Source organism: Streptosporangium saharense (genome assembly GCF_014203715.1).
GTDB lineage: Bacteria > Actinomycetota > Actinomycetes > Streptosporangiales > Streptosporangiaceae > Streptosporangium > Streptosporangium saharense.
This window is the reverse complement of the sequence record NZ_JACHJP010000012.1, coordinates 108,523-123,768: the sequence shown is the minus strand read 5'-3', so window position 1 is coordinate 123,768 and position 15,246 is coordinate 108,523. Positions and strand designations below refer to the sequence as shown.

Annotated in this window: 15 protein-coding genes; 6 read left to right on the top strand and 9 right to left on the bottom strand. The window is 70.7% G+C overall.

Translation table 11 applies throughout. The features are described from left to right. The first annotated feature begins 50 nt into the window (after nucleotides 1-50). On the top strand, nucleotides 51-2,366 hold the full coding sequence (locus FHS44_RS35695) for a Tex family protein (RefSeq protein ID WP_184723672.1): 2,316 nt from the start codon (nucleotides 51-53) through the stop codon (nucleotides 2,364-2,366). 49 nt (nucleotides 2,367-2,415) lie between these two features. On the opposite strand, the gene FHS44_RS35690 is transcribed toward FHS44_RS35695, so the two are convergent. Both FHS44_RS35690 and FHS44_RS35685 read right to left on the bottom strand, forming a co-directional pair. Further along, nucleotides 2,416-3,858 carry a WGR domain-containing protein gene (locus FHS44_RS35690; protein WP_184723669.1) on the bottom strand — a complete coding sequence of 481 codons (1,443 nt, stop codon included), beginning with the start codon at nucleotides 3,856-3,858 and terminating at the stop codon, nucleotides 2,416-2,418. A 103-nt stretch (nucleotides 3,859-3,961) separates the two neighbouring features. Continuing rightward, entirely contained in the window at nucleotides 3,962-4,621 is a 660-nt protein-coding gene (locus FHS44_RS35685) for a DUF998 domain-containing protein (protein WP_184723666.1), read from the bottom strand. A gap of 249 nt (nucleotides 4,622-4,870) precedes the next feature. On the opposite strand from FHS44_RS35685, the gene FHS44_RS35680 reads away from it, so the two are divergent. Next, complete coding sequence (locus tag FHS44_RS35680) at nucleotides 4,871-5,848, top strand: aldo/keto reductase (RefSeq protein ID WP_184723663.1); 978 nt, start codon at nucleotides 4,871-4,873, stop codon at nucleotides 5,846-5,848. 9 nt (nucleotides 5,849-5,857) lie between these two features. Here the strand turns inward: FHS44_RS35680 and FHS44_RS35675 are convergent, their stop codons facing one another. Further along, a complete protein-coding gene (locus FHS44_RS35675) occupies nucleotides 5,858-7,069 on the bottom strand; it encodes an epoxide hydrolase family protein (protein ID WP_184723660.1) in 1,212 nt (403 codons plus the stop codon). Nucleotides 7,070-7,181: 112 nt separating this feature from the next. Further along, nucleotides 7,182-8,015, bottom strand: a complete 834-nt coding sequence (locus FHS44_RS35670) for an SDR family oxidoreductase (RefSeq protein WP_184723657.1) — start codon at nucleotides 8,013-8,015, stop codon at nucleotides 7,182-7,184. 437 nt (nucleotides 8,016-8,452) lie between these two features. Between FHS44_RS35670 and FHS44_RS35665 the strand changes: the two genes are divergently transcribed. Further along, nucleotides 8,453-8,674: a hypothetical protein gene (locus FHS44_RS35665; protein WP_184723654.1), complete on the top strand. Its 222-nt coding sequence runs from the start codon at nucleotides 8,453-8,455 to the stop codon at nucleotides 8,672-8,674. 30 nt (nucleotides 8,675-8,704) lie between these two features. Here FHS44_RS35665 and FHS44_RS35660 read toward each other — a convergent pair whose 3' ends face one another. From FHS44_RS35660 to FHS44_RS35650, 3 genes are read right to left on the bottom strand one after another with little or no spacing between them, the layout of a single operon-like run. Then, the gene (locus FHS44_RS35660; RefSeq protein WP_184723651.1) at nucleotides 8,705-9,139 is read right to left on the bottom strand and encodes an SRPBCC family protein; all 435 of its coding nucleotides are present in this window, start codon (nucleotides 9,137-9,139) and stop codon (nucleotides 8,705-8,707) included. A 24-nt stretch (nucleotides 9,140-9,163) separates the two neighbouring features. Next, nucleotides 9,164-10,069 carry a phosphotransferase enzyme family protein gene (locus tag FHS44_RS35655; RefSeq protein WP_246436580.1) on the bottom strand — a complete coding sequence of 302 codons (906 nt, stop codon included), beginning with the start codon at nucleotides 10,067-10,069 and terminating at the stop codon, nucleotides 9,164-9,166. Continuing rightward, nucleotides 10,069-11,514 (bottom strand): NsdA family TPR-like regulatory protein, encoded by a 1,446-nt coding sequence (locus FHS44_RS35650; protein ID WP_184723648.1) that lies wholly within the window; start codon nucleotides 11,512-11,514, stop codon nucleotides 10,069-10,071. The genes FHS44_RS35655 and FHS44_RS35650 overlap by 1 nt, the downstream gene beginning before the upstream one ends. Before the next feature lie 228 nt (nucleotides 11,515-11,742). On the opposite strand from FHS44_RS35650, the gene FHS44_RS35645 reads away from it, so the two are divergent. The 3 genes from FHS44_RS35645 to FHS44_RS35635 all read left to right on the top strand — a co-directional run bounded on the left by FHS44_RS35645 (nucleotide 11,743) and on the right by FHS44_RS35635 (nucleotide 13,278). After that, nucleotides 11,743-12,027: a hypothetical protein gene (locus FHS44_RS35645; RefSeq protein WP_184723646.1), complete on the top strand. Its 285-nt coding sequence runs from the start codon at nucleotides 11,743-11,745 to the stop codon at nucleotides 12,025-12,027. 343 nt (nucleotides 12,028-12,370) lie between these two features. After that, nucleotides 12,371-13,096, top strand: coding sequence for a glycosyltransferase family 2 protein (locus tag FHS44_RS35640; RefSeq protein WP_184723643.1), 726 nt, complete (start codon nucleotides 12,371-12,373; stop codon nucleotides 13,094-13,096). A gap of 17 nt (nucleotides 13,097-13,113) precedes the next feature. After that, the gene (locus FHS44_RS35635) at nucleotides 13,114-13,278 is read left to right on the top strand and encodes a hypothetical protein (protein WP_184723640.1); all 165 of its coding nucleotides are present in this window, start codon (nucleotides 13,114-13,116) and stop codon (nucleotides 13,276-13,278) included. 23 nt (nucleotides 13,279-13,301) lie between these two features. Here FHS44_RS35635 and FHS44_RS35630 read toward each other — a convergent pair whose 3' ends face one another. Both FHS44_RS35630 and FHS44_RS35625 read right to left on the bottom strand, forming a co-directional pair. After that, on the bottom strand, nucleotides 13,302-14,000 hold the full coding sequence (locus FHS44_RS35630; protein ID WP_312863950.1) for a DUF427 domain-containing protein: 699 nt from the start codon (nucleotides 13,998-14,000) through the stop codon (nucleotides 13,302-13,304). 58 nt (nucleotides 14,001-14,058) lie between these two features. Then, on the bottom strand, nucleotides 14,059-15,216 hold the full coding sequence (locus tag FHS44_RS35625; RefSeq protein WP_184723634.1) for an MFS transporter: 1,158 nt from the start codon (nucleotides 15,214-15,216) through the stop codon (nucleotides 14,059-14,061). Between the last annotated feature and the right edge of the window lie 30 nt (nucleotides 15,217-15,246).

Sequence of the window (15,246 nt, the reverse complement as noted above, 5' to 3'; positions counted from 1 at the left end):
CGCCTGCCACGCGGTAGCTTGGTGGCTGCCATCACAAGGGAAGAGAGATCGTGACGACGTCTATTCATCAGCGGATCGCCGAAGAGCTTGGGGTGCGCGAGCGGCAGGTGCAGGCGGCGGTCGAGCTGCTCGACGGCGGGGCCACCGTGCCGTTCATCGCCCGCTACCGCAAGGAGGTCACCGGGACGCTCGACGACGCGCAGCTGCGCACGCTTGAGGAGCGGCTTCGGTACCTGCGTGAGCTTGAGGAACGGCGTGCCGCGATCCTGGAGTCGATCCGCTCCCAGGGCAAGCTCGACGACGCCCTGGCGGCGCAGATCGCGGCGGCCGACTCCAAGGCCCGCCTTGAGGACATCTACCTGCCCTTCAAGCCCAAGCGGCGCACCAAGGCGCAGATCGCCAGGGAGGCCGGGCTCGAACCGCTCGCCGACGGGCTGCTGTCCGACCCGTCCGTCGATCCGCAGGCGGCCGCGGCCGCGTTCGTCGGCGAGGGTGTCGCCGACGCCGCCGCGGCGCTCGACGGGGCGCGGGCGATCCTGGTCGAGCGCTTCAGCGAGGACGCCGACCTGGTCGGCGAGCTGCGCGAGCGGATGTGGTCCAAGGGACGTCTGGTCGCGGCGGTCCGCGAGGGCAAGGAGGAGGAGGGCGCGAAGTTCTCCGACTACTTCGACTTCGCCGAGCCGTTCACCAAGCTTCCCTCCCACCGGACCCTGGCGATGTTCCGCGGCGAGAAGGAGGAGGCGCTCACCCTCACCCTCGAACCGGAGCCCGAGCCGACCGGCACCTACGAGGGGCGCGTCGCGCACCGCTTCGGCATCTCCGACCAGGGCAGGCCCGCTGACAAGTGGCTGGCCGACACCGTCCGCTGGGCCTGGCGCACCCGCATCCTCGTGCACCTGGGCATCGACCTGCGGATGCGCCTGTGGCAGGCGGCCGAGGACGAGGCTGTGCGCGTCTTCGCCGCCAACCTGCGTGACCTGCTGCTGGCCGCCCCCGCGGGCAGCCGCGCCACCATGGGCCTGGACCCCGGCCTGCGCACCGGCGTCAAGGTCGCGGTGGTCGACGCGACCGGCAAGGTGCTGGCCACCGACACGATCTACCCCCACGAGCCGCGCAGGCGCTGGGACGAGTCCCTGGCCACGCTCGCCACGCTGGCCAAGCGGCACAATGTCGAGCTGGTCGCCATCGGCAACGGCACCGCCTCCCGCGAGACCGACAAACTCGCGGGCGAGCTGGTACGGCTGGTGCCCGGGCTGACCAAGATCGTGGTCTCCGAGGCCGGGGCCTCGGTCTACTCCGCCTCGGCCTTCGCCTCCCAGGAGCTTCCCGGCCTGGACGTCTCGCTGCGCGGCGCCGTCTCGATCGCGCGCCGCCTGCAGGACCCGCTGGCCGAGCTGGTCAAGATCGACCCCAAGTCGATCGGCGTCGGGCAGTACCAGCACGACCTCGCCGAGACCAAGCTCTCCCGCTCGCTCGACGCGGTGGTCGAAGACTGCGTGAACGCGGTCGGCGTGGACGTCAACACCGCCTCGGCCCCACTGCTGACCCGGGTCTCCGGCATCGGTTCGACGCTGGCGGACAACATCGTCCAGCACCGCGACGCCAACGGCCCGTTCCGCTCCCGCAAGGCCCTCAAGGACGTCGCCAGGCTCGGCCCCAAGGCGTTCGAGCAGTGCGCGGGCTTCCTGCGCATCCCCGGTGGCGACGACCCGCTCGACGCGTCGAGCGTGCACCCCGAGGCCTATCCGGTCGTACGGCGCATCCTGTCGGCGACCGGCGGCGACCTCACCCGGCTGATCGGCAACGGCTCCGCGCTGCGCTCGCTGAAGCCGCAGGACTTCGTGGACGAGACCTTCGGCCTGCCGACCGTCACCGACATCCTGGCCGAGCTGGAGAAGCCGGGCCGCGACCCGCGTCCGGCGTTCAAGACCGCGACGTTCAAGGAGGGCGTGGAGAAGCTGTCGGACCTGACTCCCGGCATGCTGCTCGAAGGCGTCGTCACCAACGTCGCGGCCTTCGGCGCGTTCGTGGACGTCGGGGTGCACCAGGACGGTCTGGTGCACGTCTCGGCGCTGTCGCACAACTTCGTCAGGGACCCGCGCGAGGTGGTCAAGCCCGGCGACATCGTCCGGGTGAAGGTGCTCGACGTGGACATCCCGCGCAAGCGCATCTCGCTCACCCTGCGTCTGGACGACGAGCCCGCCAAGGGTGGCTCCCGGGGCCAGGGCGGCAGGGAGAACCGGGGCAACAACCGGGAGAGCGGCAGGCAGCGGCAGGAGCGTGGCGGCCAGCGGAACGCTCCCGGTGGCGCGATGGCCGACGCCCTGCGCCGCGCCGGTCTCGGCAACCCCGGTTCGGGGCGTTAGCCGTACAAGACGGCGGGTCCGGTGGGAGGTCACCGGACCCGCGGGTGGGTCAGAGCAGGCGCCTGATGTCGCCGTAGGCGCGGTAGAAGCCGCCGCGCGCCGACTGGCGGACGCCCTCGACGAGGTAGCGCACGCCCGCCTCGCGCACCTCCTTGGGGAACTGCACGTTCCAGCGCGGGTCGTAGCCCTCGCTGACGACCCGCACCCGGAGCCTGTCCCCCTCCCTGAAGCACTCGACGACCACGCCGTCCCCGCTGGCCGCGACGGTGTCGAACACCACGGTCTCCAGCGTCGCGACCGGCTCGACCGCGGTCAGGCTCGCGGCGGCCTTGACGTCGAGCGCCTGGGGGACGGTGCCCGCCTGGGCGGCCCTGATCGCCTCCTCGGTGGCGTCGATGCAGGCCAGGGTGCCGTCGGTGGTCACGATGTAGAGGCGGTCGTCGAGATACTGCATGGAGAAGGCCGAGCCGCAGCCCGTGCCCAGCTTCCACAGCCGCTCGCCGCTCTGGTCGAAGCAGTAGATCGAGGAGTGGTTGTCCCCGGCGAAGACGTACCTGCCGCCGGGGGCGGTCGCGCAGGAGAAGACGGTGGCGTCGCAGCGGTAGACCGCCTCGGTCCTGCCGTCCGCCTTGGCGAGCCGGTGCACGGTGCCCCTGCCGGTGCCCGCGTAGACCGAGTCGGCCTCCTGCCAGCCGAACAGCACCGCGCCCGCGACCCCGCTCTCCCAGACCGGCTTGCCGTCGGCGGCGTCGTAGCGGGCGACCCCGGTCGAGTGGCCGTGGTAGACGGCGTCGTCGTCGCAGCGGACCATCCAGGCGTACTCCCCCTGGCCCTTGCGCGCCCACTGGAACTCGTCCTCGTGGTCGATCGTGGTGATCCGGCCCGCCCTGTCCGAGACGCCGAGCACGCCGTCGTGGATGTCCAGCCAGTAGATGTCCACGTCGTCGGCGATCTCGTAGGCGACCCTGGGCACCTTCCCGCTGAGGTCGTAGACCTTGCCGTCGTCGGCGCCCGCGTAGATCCAGAAGTCGTCGGCGACGATGCACTTCACCCCGTCGGGCAGCCGGAAGCGGCCGGTGACCGTGCCCTCGTGGGTGACGGTGTAGACGTCGCCGTTCTGGTTGCCGACCCAGCAGCGCTCGGAGTCGACGAAGATGCCGAAGGCCGCCGCGCCGCTGGCGAAGCGCCACAGCACCGGGGCCTGGGAGGCGGTCGAGCGGACGCTCTCCACGCTGCGCCTGGTGACCGAGCGGCGCTGGCGCACCCCCCGCACCGCCGGGGCGTAGCCCTTCCTGACCTTCTCCGCGATCTTCTTGGCCGCCGCGGCCGCGGCCTTCTCCTCGGTGGCGAAGGAGGAGACCTTCGTCTGCCCCGAGTCGCCGATCCGGCCGTAGCTGATGCTCACCCGCAGCCCGTCCTGCACGACCTCGTAGAACTTGTGGGAGCCTCCACCGTCCTCGGACAGCTCCAGGTACGTGCTCCGCGCCGCCATGCCACACCTCTCATCGATCCGGTCGAGCGATTTTCCGGGGAGCGTACGGCAGGCGAGCGACAAAACACATATTTTCCGCTGAATCCCAGGTCAACCACCCGGGTCATCGCACCATCGCGACGGCCCGCGCCCGATCGTCCGGTACGGCGGCGCGCCCATGGCAGGCCCGCAGCACCGGGCCGAGCATCACGAGCACCCCGACCTCGAAGGCCACGACCAGCCGCTGGGTCACCCCGGCCGGGATGTCGTCGTTGGTCAGGTCGATGCCGAGCATCCGTACGACATAGGGGGCCACGACCAGGACCAGCACGCCCAGCGAGGCCAGGCTCAGCAGCCGGACCGGGCGGGCGTAGGGGTTCGTCGCGTATCTCCTGGACAGGATCAGACCCGCGAGCGGCATCGCCAGGAAGGCCACGAACGCCGCGTACCGGTGGATGCCACCGGACATCGACAGCGGCACCCCGGGCTTGTCCGTGGGGAAGGCGCCGATCAGCAGCATGCACAGCCCCCAGACGGCGACCAGCGTCGCGGCCCCTCGGTCCTCACCGCGCCGGGCGAGCAGGACGCCGAAGGTCGTCGCGGCGGTGGCGAAGAGGCCGAGGGAGACGGGCAGCAGCCAGCCGTCGGGCTGGAAGGCGTACTCGCTGATCACCGTGTGCACCGGATCGAGCCCGGTGACCAGGTGCAGTCCCGTCATCGTCACGGCCCCGGCGCCGATCGCCGTGTAGCCGCCCACCAGCATCTTCGAACCCTGTCGTGCCATGGGTTCAACCCTGGCGACCGGCCTCCTCGCGCAGTACCGGAGACGATCCCCAGTGATCCCTGACCCGTCCCGGAGGGGTCCCGGCCCCGGGTGGGGCTGGCCTCAGGGGGACGTATGCCACCACAGGGCGCTGAGCTGGGAGAAAACCACCGAAGGTGGGGTAAGCCCCCTCAGGGTAGCCCTTTCCAGGGTGGGGTCGTCCCGGCTCGGCTTGACTTAGAGCGCGCTCGAAGAGACAGGATCGGTCGCATGAACAGACGTCGTCTTGGTCGCGGTGGCCCGGAGGTCTCGGCCATCGGGCTCGGCTGCATGGGAATGTCGGAATTCTACGGTCAGGCCGACGACTCCGAGTCGATCGCGGTCATCCACCGCGCCCTCGACCTGGGCGTCGACTTCCTCGACACCGCCGACATGTACGGCAGGGGCCGCAACGAGGAGCTGGTCGGCCGGGCGATCAGGGACCGCAGGGACGAGGTGGTGCTGGCCACCAAGTTCGGCATCGTCAGGGGCGAGGGCGAGGAGCGCGGGGTGGACGGCAGCCCCGGCTACGTCAGGCAGGCGGCCGAGGCCTCGCTCAGGCGGCTGGGCGTCGACCACATCGACCTGTACTACCTGCACCGCCGCGACCCCCAGGTGCCGATCGAGGAGACCGTCGGCGCGATGGCCGAGCTGGTCGCGCAGGGCAAGATCGGTACGATCGGCCTGTCCGAGGTGAGCGCGGACACCCTCAGGAGGGCGCACGCCACGCATCCGGTCACCGCGCTGCAGAGCGAGTACTCGCTGTTCACCCGGGGCCTTGAGGCGGAGATCCTCCCCACAGCCAGGGAACTCGGCGTCGCGCTCGTCGCCTACTCCCCGATCAGCAGGGGCCTGCTCGGCGGCACTCTCGGCACCGGCGACCGGCTCCCCGACGACGACTTCCGTAAGAATCTTCCGCGCTTCGCCGGGGAGAACGGCTCGCACAACGAGGAACTGGTCACCGAGGTCCGCGGGATCGCCGAGGAGGTCGGCTGCACCCCGGCCCAGCTCGCCCTGGCGTGGCTGCTGACCAGGGGCGAGGACGTCGTCCCCATCCCCGGCACCAAGCGGCTGCGCTATCTGGAGGAGAACGCCGCGGCGGCCGACGTCACCCTGACCGCCGACCAGCTCGCCGCGCTCGACGCCGCCGTGCCGCCGGACAGCGTCAGGGGGGACCGCTACCCCAGCATGGCGCTGATCGAGGGCTGAGCCGTACCGTCACCTGCGGTCGCGGAAGGTGCGGCGCAGGTCGTCCACCCAGGCGTCGGGGATCTCCCACGGGATGAAGTGGCCGCCCCGGTCGTGGGCGGTGAGGTTGACGTGGTTGTACCAGCCCGCCCGGTCACCGTCGAGGAAGCTGCGCACCCGTCCGTCGGTGGTGACGCCGGGCGGGTTCTCGTGGCCGACGAAGGTGATGCCGGTCGGGGCCTCGACGACGGGCCGACGGTCGTGGGAGGGCGTCCAGGGGTCGCGGTTGGCGTTGGCGTAGTAGCGCATCGAGGCGCCGACTGCGTTGTTGACCCAGTAGATCATCGCGTGCGTGATCAGGTCGTCCCTGTCGAAGACGGTCTCGACGTCGCCGCCGTTGTCGCTCCAGGAGGCCCAGCGTTCGAGCAGCCAGGCCAGCAGCCCGGCCGGTGAGTCGCTCAGCGCGTGGGCGAGGGTGCCGCAGTCGAGCATGTGCGCGGCCAGGTGCACCGCGAAGCGCCGGTCGAGGGCGAGGATCCGCTCCCGGACGGCGTCGGGCGCCCCCTCGGGGATGGGCGCGCCCTGGGCGAGGTCCCAGGCGCGGTCGCCGTTGAAGAGGGTGAGCTTCTGTCCCGAGCCGATGTGGATGCCGTACAGCTCGCCGGCGTACTTGTGGCCGAGCTGCCCACAGACCAGGGCGCCGATGTCGCACCCGCCCGCGGCGTATCTCGGGTGGCCGAGGACGTCGGTCATGAGGCGGTGCCACAGGTCGGCGACCTTCCAGAAGTTGAGGTCGTGACGGCCCGTGAGCGGTCCGGAGAACCCGAATCCCGGCAGGGAGGGCACGATGACGTCGAAGGCGTCCTCCGGGTCACCGCCGAAGGACGCGGGATCGGCGAGCGGGTCCACGACCTTCGACCAGTGCCAGAACGTCCACGGCCAGCCGTGGGTGAGGATCAGCGGGACGGGCCTGGGACCCACCCCCGCCCTGCGCATGAAGTGCACCGGGACGCCGTCCACGCTCACCCGGTAGTGCTCGTAGGCGTTGATCGCGGCCTCTGCCCTGCGCCAGTCGTACTCCTCACGCCAGTAGGCGACCAGCTCGCCCAGATAACCGCGCGGAACGCCGTAGGACCAGTCGTCGTCCTCCTCGATCGGCGGCCTGGTCAGGCTGAGCCGTACTCTCAGGTCGTCCAGGATCTGGTCGGGCACGTGGATCGGGGTCGGTTCGAGGGGGATCACGGGGTTCCTTTCACCGGTCGCCGGAGGCGGGCGGCCGTACGGCGAGGGCGGGCAGTGGCTCGGTCGGCCTGGCGATGCGGCGGGAGGGGGTTCCCTCCCGCCGGTGGACCGCTCAGCGGGCGAGCGCGACGGCCAGCGGGGTCGCGGGGTGACCCGTCAGACGCGGTACGGCGTCGCTGATCCCGGCCAGTTCCCCCTTCGCGATGGCCGTGTAGGTCGAGACCCACGCGTCCACCTCCCAGTCGGGGGCGCCGTAGTGCTCCCTGGATCCGTAGGCCTCCTCGACCGTCTCCCGGTGGTAGGTGACGTGGCGTCCGGTGACCTCGCTGATGATCGCGGCGACCTCGTCGAGGGTGATCGCCTCGGGACCGGTCAGGTCGTAGGTCGCGCCCACGTGCTCACCGGGCGAGCCGAGGACCGTGACGGCGACGTCGGCGATGTCGTCGATCGCCACGACCGACACCCGCCCGTCGTCGGCGGGACCGCGCAGGACACCGTCCTGCCCGGCCATCAGGGGCAGCAGGTCGGCGTACATGTTGTCCCGCAGGAACGTGAACGGCACCCCCGTGGCCCGGATGTGCTCCTCGGTCGCCCAGTGGTCCCGGGCGAGGGTGAACGTGGCGTCGGGGGCGGCCCCGTAGAAGGAGACGTACACCAGGTGGGCGACGCCCGCGGCCACCGCGGCGTCCACGAAGGTCCGGTGCTGCTCGACGCGGTCGGCGGCCTCGGAGGCCGAGACCATGAGCAGGGTCTCGATCCCCTCAAGGGCCCGGCGCGCGGCCTCCCCGTCGGAGAAGTCGGCCCGCGCGATCTCGGCCCCGTCCAGCTTGGGCGCGCGGGCGGGGTCGCGGACGACGAGCCTCTGGTGGGTTCCCGCGGCGGCGAGCCTGGCGGCGACGCGCCCGCCGAGCCTGCCGGTTGCTCCTGTTACAGCGATGGTGGTCATGCCTGAAAGGTACTGGCGCCCCCGCCCGCCGCCGGTCAGGCGTGCCCACCCGGCGCACCAGGCGAAAGCCACAAATTCCCGGCGGCATGCTCCGTAAGGCATTAGAGCGCCCGCCCCCAATGCTTGACGGACGCCCGTATCCCGCTGTCAACTCCGGCCCTCCCTCCTGGGAGTACGGCCCCGCCACACCGAGGGCGGGGCCGTACCGGGAAAAAGGAGGGGTGTGGCCGGTGAGCATGGGGACGTCGGTTGAAAAAGAGCGAGACATCACCAAAAGCCACGAAATATCATTATTTTTCGTGTCGATTGCGGCACTTTACTCGAACATTGATACGGGCTGGTCGTCGTTTACCAGGAAAGGCATGGGGGGAGTAATGAACTCGCGCCCGGCACCCCGCCGTGGCGCTTTTCCACCTTCGGACCATTTTTATGGAGTCATGATGAATCCCGGGAACAGACCCACCCTGGCCCTGTCCGCCGCCGCCGCGCTGGGCGTCGCCCTCACGGCGTTCGCGCCCCTGCCCGCCTCGGCGCTCACGCCCGGCACGGGACAGGCGGCGGGAGAGCGCGCGGGCACCGCCCCCGGCACGGTCGAACCGGGCATCTCCTGGACGAACACCCTGAAATTCTCCGGCCCGGGCCGTCGCGGCACCCGCTGACCCCCGCGTCCCCGCACGTCCTGCGGCGGCTCAGCCCAGGCGTGCGGCGAGGACCCCGGCGCGCGCGAGCTGCGCCTCGCGTGCCCTCCTCGCCGCCCGGCCGAGCAGCGTGCGGTTCCAGGACTGCACCACGAGCCTGTCCTCGACCTCGGTGCCGCCGTCCCGCTCCCGCAGGGTGAACCGGTAGCCGAGCCTGACCCCGCCCGGCGCCGTGGCCTCCCCCTCGACCGTCTCCGGTGTGCTCCTGAGCGTCACCTTGACCAGGCTCTCGTACCTCACGAGGCCCAGGAGCCTGAGGCGCTCGACCGAGACGTAACGCGTCTCCCCGTCCACCGTGCTGACGTCCCTGACCGCGACCACCAGCGGAGAGAGCCCCACGTAGCTCTGCGGCTGGCTCAGGTGCGCCTGGAGTGCCCCCGGGGTGTTACGCACATGGAAGGTGTGATGCAGCGTGACTTTCGGCATGACATGTCCCCCAAATCATGATCTTTAGGGGGAGACAGTAGCCGGTTCCGACATGTACCACCGGGTGTGTTGCTCACCTCGGGTGAGGGAGTCGAGCCTGCGGGGCAGCTCGTTGCGGGAGAAGGGATCGGCCCCGGCGTTGCGGATGTGGATGCCCACGGCGTACACGTCGCGGATCTCCATGAGCGTCGAGTAGCCCGGCCACGAGCGCAGGTCACTGCCGTAGGCGTCGGCGAAGGCGTCCACGTCGGCCGCGCTCAGCCCGAACCTGCGCTGCCCGTGGTAGGTGTGCACCAGGTCCCACTCGCGGGGGCCGACCGCGACGCCGTCCCAGTCGCACAGCACCACGTGCCCGTCGGTGCAGCGCAGCAGGTTGTCGATCCAGGCGTCCCCGTGCAGCAGCACCGGCGAGCCGTCCATGTCCAGCTCGGCCCAGCGCTCGGACAGCTCCGCGATCCGGTCGCGCAGCCAGGCCCGCTGGCAGGGGGTGAGCACCGCCGAGCCGTCCACGGTCCCCCGCAGCTCGGCCAGCGGGTCGGCGAAGCGCTTCAGCGCGACCGGGGGTACCGGCAGCAGGTGCAGGCTGCGCAGGATCTCCCCCAGCTCGGTGGTCGTCGGCTGGCCGCTGGCGGGCACGTAGTGCCAGAAGGTCACGACCCTGCCCTCGTGGGTCACGGGCTGGTCGGAGATCTCGTCGGCCGGGCGCACCGCGGGAAATCCCTGCTGGGCGAGCCAGCGGGCGACCGCGAGCACCAGCGGCAGCCTGGTCCGCGCGTTCGGCGCGGTGGCGATCCTGACCACGATCCTGCTGCGCAGCTTGAAGACGGCGTTGCTGCGCACCCGCAGGAGTTCGGCGTCCCGGTGGTCGATCCCGAGATCCTCGCAAACCTCGCGCAGGACTCGGAACGCCCCCTCCGCGAGCGGTCCCATCAGCTCACCGGCAGGGGATCGACGAGCAGGTCGGCCAGTCGGCGCACCGCCGCGGCTCTGCGTCTGCTCTCCGGCACCTCGGACAGTACGGCCCTGGCGCGGCTGAGCACGATGGAGGTGCGGTGCTCCGGCGGCACCTGGAGCAGGGCCTTCTCCGCGAGGTGGCAGGCGTCGTCCGCCTTGCCTCCCCGGGCCATGTGCGCGGCCTGGTCGAGCAGGAGCAGCACCGGGTCGATGGTGTAGGCCCCCGAGGGACCGGGGGTCCAGTTGACCTCCTCCCCCAGCTCGATCAGCGTGCCGATCCGGTAGAACTGCAGGCGCCGCTCGGAGAAGCGGAAGGCCAGGTGGTCGTGGCCCTCGGGAGGCATCCTGGCGAAGATCCGCTCGGCCTCGGCCAGCGCCGCCCTCGCGGCCTTGTGCTCGCCGAGCCTGGCCAGCGCCCGCGCCTCGGCCGCCGCCCCGAGGGCCGCCGGAGAACTCGGCGCGCTCCCCGCGAGCATCCTGGCCTCCCTGGCCAGCCGTACGGTCTCGGCGAGGTCGCCGTAGTAGTAGGGCAGCATCGCCTGCTGCGCCCTGACCAGGGCACGGAGCCGCAGGTCACCCATGTCGTCGGAGGCGGTGCGCGCCGTGCCGTACCACGCGTGGGCCTGACGGGTGTCGCCGAGTTTCATCAGCGCGTCCGCCGACAGCAGCGCGAGCATCACCGTGGCGCTGAGCAGGCGGCGCTGGGCCATCGCGGGCTGGCGGGCGGCGGCGAGCGCGCGCACGTCGCACAGTTCGAGCATCAGCCGGTAGAGCATCGGCAGCGGGGCACTGGTGATGTACTCACGGCGGTAGCGCAGCACCTGCTCGTCGAGCGCGTCGAGCTGGTCCTCGGAGACGGTGGCGCGGGCGAGGGTGCGGTCGAGCTCCTGGCGGGTCCGCTCGACCTCGGCCAGCAGCCGCCCGTTCATCACGAACCGGGAACCGAGCAGCGCGTGGTGGAACAGCGCGCGCCGCTCCATGTCGCTCCCGCCGTCGCCCTGACCCCGCTCCTCCGCCCGGTACGGCTGACGCCCCTCGCCGCCGGAGAGCACGACGACCCTGGCCTCGCCCTCGTCGTCGCAGTAGTCCCCCGCCAGGCCGAGCCGTACGGCGTTGGCCCGGTAGAGACGTGCCAGCAGGTCGATGGTCTGCGGGCGGGGCCGGGCCCGCTTGTTCTCCCAGGCGTTGAGGAGGTCGATGTTGGCCCGGGCCTCCCCCAGGTCCTGGCGCAGGCACATCTCCTCAAGTTCCTGTACGGCCTGCCTGGCCGACCACCCCCTGGCCAGGCGGTGGCCCTTCAGAAGGCTGACCCCGCAGCAGCCGTGGATCGCCTGTGCCGTCTGCCAGGGCGTCCACTGTTCAGCGCCGGCCTGCTCACGCCAGCGGCGCGCACACGCGGGAGAATGTTCACCTCGGGCCACGGCGCCCTCCCCGTCGCTGTTTACACAAGATTAACGAGAGCGAAGCACAGCGTAAGCATGCTCCTGCATTGCATTCCCTTTATTCGCGGTTTACGCACGGAACAGCGACAACTTTCCTGGACATTCCACTGATCCGGCACCGATCCGGTCCGGGGGCCGATTGCCTCACATGCCGTCAAACCGCACGCTGCACATTAAAGCCAACACCGTCCGCCAGGAGTGATCCACATGACGGCAAAGCGCGGCGAGGCCGTCGACCATCTGCGCCGGCTCGCCTCCCAACTGGAGGCCCATTCCTTCCAGGTGCACCTGAGGTCGTCCCACGGGCCGGATCCCCGCCTCCACGTGGTCAACCCGATGGCCCCGACCATGACCGAGGACGTCCTCGCCACCCACGACGAGGACGGCGAATGGTGGTTCTGGCTCTCGTGGGCCGGACGTATCGGACAGGCCGAGGACGTCGCGACGGCGGCGGAGCGTGTGGCCAGCGTGCTCCATGTGATCCGCCGATAGGTGATTCTTGGGCTCCACATGGGTAACACCCGATGATCAAGCCCAGAAAGGAGCGGGATCGTGAAAAGGATCCACCTCATCCAGCGTCCCAGGCCCCCGCGTGAGCCCGTTCCGCTCGACCTGCGCACCCCGTCGGGCAAAGCTCTCCCCTTCTGACCCCTTCCGTCCCCTATGACCGCCGCCCTCCGGCGGCCGCCCCGCGTCGCAGCGGCGGACCACGGCCGCGGAGCGCGTCGCTCCTTCCCCTTTGGAGCTCCTTTCAAGGGAAATTTCTCCTTTTTTGAACCCCGCTTTCAAGGGAACTTCAAGTGACCTGCAGGAGCGCCAAGTCATCCTTGCGGCCATGAGCAGCGTTCTCTTCTCCGTCCGTGTCAGCGTGGTCGTGCCGGCCATGAACGAGGCCGCCAACCTGCCGCACGTCTTCGCGACGCTGCCAGGCTGGGTGGACGAGGTCATCCTTGTGGACGGCAACTCGACGGACGACACGGTCGCCGTCGCCAGGAGGCTCCGCCCGGAACTGCGTGTCGTGACGCAGACCGGCAGGGGCAAGGGCAACGCCCTCACCGAGGGGTTCGCCGCCGCGACGGGCGACATCATCGTCATGATCGACGCCGACGGTTCGACGGACGGGCGGGAGATCGCCGCCTTCGTGACCGCCCTGACCGAGGGCGCCGACTTCGCCAAGGGTTCCCGCTACATCCCCGGCGGCGGCTCCGACGACATCAGCAGGACCCGCTCCCTGGGCAACCGCGTCCTCACGCTGCTCACCAACCGGCTCCACGGCACCCGCTACACCGACCTGTGCTACGGCTACAACGCCTTCTGGGCCCGCCACCTCGACGTCCTGGCCCTCGACTGCGACGGCTTCGAGATCGAGACGCTGATGAACGTGCGCGCCGCCAGGGCCGGGCTCGTGATCAGGGAGGTGCCCAGCCACGAGCGCAGCCGCATCCACGGCGCCAGCAACCTGCACGCCGTACGGGACGGGCTGCGCGTGCTCAGGACCATCCTGCGCGAGCGCCCCCGCCGCAGCGCCACCACCCCCCAGCCAGAACCCGCCTCCGTCTGACCCGAAGCGGATAACGTGTGAATTCGACAGATCGTCCAGGGGAGGTTGTCATCAGCGAACGCCCTCACCCCGGGGACGAGGTCTCCGACTTCGGACAGTTCCTGCTCTCGGCGTCCGACTGGGACGACGACGCCGAGTTCCCCCGCGACCGGAGCCTTCCCCGAGCGGTTCACCTCGGCTGAGGACTTCGAGGAGTCCTGCCTGATCAGGCGAACTTCGTCTTCGGGCGTTCCTGGAGAACACCGTCCACGTAGACGTCCACCTTCTCGTCGTAGAACGCGACGAGTCCGGCGACGCGTCCGCTCTCCTCAAGTGGGGTCCGGTAGGACCATGCCAGGTCGGGGTGGCCGTTGACGCTCCAGTACTCCGCCGTCCCCTTGTACGGGCAGCGGGTCACGGTCTCGGTGGGGACGAGGAGGTCGAGCCGGACGTCGGTCTTCGGCAGGTAGTAGCGCGGCGGCAGGCCCGTCTCGAACAGGATCCTCGGGTGGTGCGAGTCGGCGACGACGACGCCGTCCACCTCGACGCGCACGTGCCGCGAGGACGGCAGGACGTCGACCCGGGTGTGGGGGTCGCGGGGATGGACGTAGACCTCCTCGTCCTCCTCGAACCAGGCGTCGGCCGCCTCCCACTCGAAGCGCACGTGGTCGCGCAGCTCCTCGATCGGCGAGTCCGGATAGGAGAGAGCCGCGTCCTCGACCCCCGCCACGTCGTACAGCACCGCCTCACCCCGGCTCGGCGAGTGCTGACCTCTGCCGTTGGGCTCCAGCTCGACGGCGACGTCCCGCCGGGGGAAGTAGTAGGTCGGGTAGTAGGGAACCTCCCAGACCAGCAGGGCCCGGACGGTGTCGGCCACCGCCCTGCCCCCGAAGAAGACCCGCACCCTCTTCGCGCTCCGCTCCACACGAACACGCCCACGCGCAACCGACTCCATACCCCCGCCAACCCTGACCAACTTCGGACTATTCCGGCGTCAGAACGCTCGCCCGGGGACGTAGGGCGCCCGCGGTGAGGACGGTTGTCAGGACGATCGCCGACAGCAGGGCGAAGGTGACGGGCAGCGAGGTCAGGTGGGCGATCCAGCCGGTCACCGCGGGGGCCAGCAGGCCCGACAGGTAGGTGATCGTCGCCACCCCCGCCACGCCCTGGCTCGGCGCCGGGGTGGCCCTGCCCCCGGCCGCGAAGGTCAGCGGAACGACCACGGCGATCCCCAGCCCGAACAGCGCGAACCCGGCGACACCCGGCAGCGGAGCGCGGGCCGTGGCGATGACCACCCCACCGGCGACCGCGAGCAGGCCGCCCACCCGCACGGTCGCGACCGGCCCGAGCCGCTGGACGACCAGGTCCCCCACCAGCCGGACCACGGCCATGGCCATGGCGAAGATCGCGTAGGCCGCCGCGGCCATGCCCGGTCCCGCCCCGGTGACCTCCTTGACGTAGACGGCGGACCAGTTCATGCTCGCCCCTTCGGCGAAGGTCGCGCAGAACCCGACCAGGCCAATCAGCAGAACGGCCCGTGAGGGTACGGCGAAGCGGGGTGGTGCCTGTTCACCCGGCTCGGGCCTGGCGTCGGGCAGGCCACGGCTCGTCACGAGGCCGATGACCAGCAGGACGAGCGCGACGGCCCCGTGGTGCAGGCGCGCGTCGATCCCGGCCTGCGCGGCGGCGACCCCGATCCCGGCGCCGACCAGTCCGCCGACGCTCCACATGCCGTGCAGCCCCGACATCACCGATCGCCCGAGACGCCGCTCGACGGTCACCCCCTGGGCGTTCATGATGACGTCGCACGTGCCCGCCGCCGCGCCGTACACCAGGAAGATCGCGCACAGCCAAGCGAAACCTGGGGCCTGGGCGGGCAGGGCGAGGGCGGCGCACCACAGGGCGAGCAGCAGTCTCGTGGCGGCGCGTCCGCCGAGCCGGTGGACGACACGGCCGGCCATCGGCATCGCAATGAAAGCCCCCACGGCGGGGCAGAACAGGGCGATTCCCAATGCGGCGGGATCGAGACGCAGATGGTCTTGCAGCCACGGGACGCGGGTCGCCATGCTTCCCGCTACCGCCCCGTGGACGGCGAACACCGCCGCGACCGCGATGCGGGCGCGTTGATTGTCGTTGCGCATGGTGTGAGAAACTAACAGGCAGGCTTCCTG

Bases quoted from the DNA above. Each gene is read 5' to 3' on its own strand.
- FHS44_RS35690 (WP_184723669.1), bottom strand. From the start codon at position 3,858: ATGGCGGCGCGGAGCACGTACCTGGAGCTGTCCGAGGACGGTGGAGGC.
- FHS44_RS35685 (WP_184723666.1), bottom strand. From the start codon at position 4,621: ATGGCACGACAGGGTTCGAAGATGCTGGTGGGCGGCTACACGGCGATC.
- FHS44_RS35680 (WP_184723663.1), top strand. From the start codon at position 4,871: ATGAACAGACGTCGTCTTGGTCGCGGTGGCCCGGAGGTCTCGGCCATC.
- FHS44_RS35670 (WP_184723657.1), bottom strand. From the start codon at position 8,015: ATGACCACCATCGCTGTAACAGGAGCAACCGGCAGGCTCGGCGGGCGC.
- FHS44_RS35665 (WP_184723654.1), top strand. From the start codon at position 8,453: ATGATGAATCCCGGGAACAGACCCACCCTGGCCCTGTCCGCCGCCGCC.
- FHS44_RS35660 (WP_184723651.1), bottom strand. From the start codon at position 9,139: ATGCCGAAAGTCACGCTGCATCACACCTTCCATGTGCGTAACACCCCG.
- FHS44_RS35655 (WP_246436580.1), bottom strand. From the start codon at position 10,069: ATGGGACCGCTCGCGGAGGGGGCGTTCCGAGTCCTGCGCGAGGTTTGC.
- FHS44_RS35645 (WP_184723646.1), top strand. From the start codon at position 11,743: ATGACGGCAAAGCGCGGCGAGGCCGTCGACCATCTGCGCCGGCTCGCC.
- FHS44_RS35640 (WP_184723643.1), top strand. From the start codon at position 12,371: ATGAGCAGCGTTCTCTTCTCCGTCCGTGTCAGCGTGGTCGTGCCGGCC.
- FHS44_RS35625 (WP_184723634.1), bottom strand. From the start codon at position 15,216: ATGCGCAACGACAATCAACGCGCCCGCATCGCGGTCGCGGCGGTGTTC.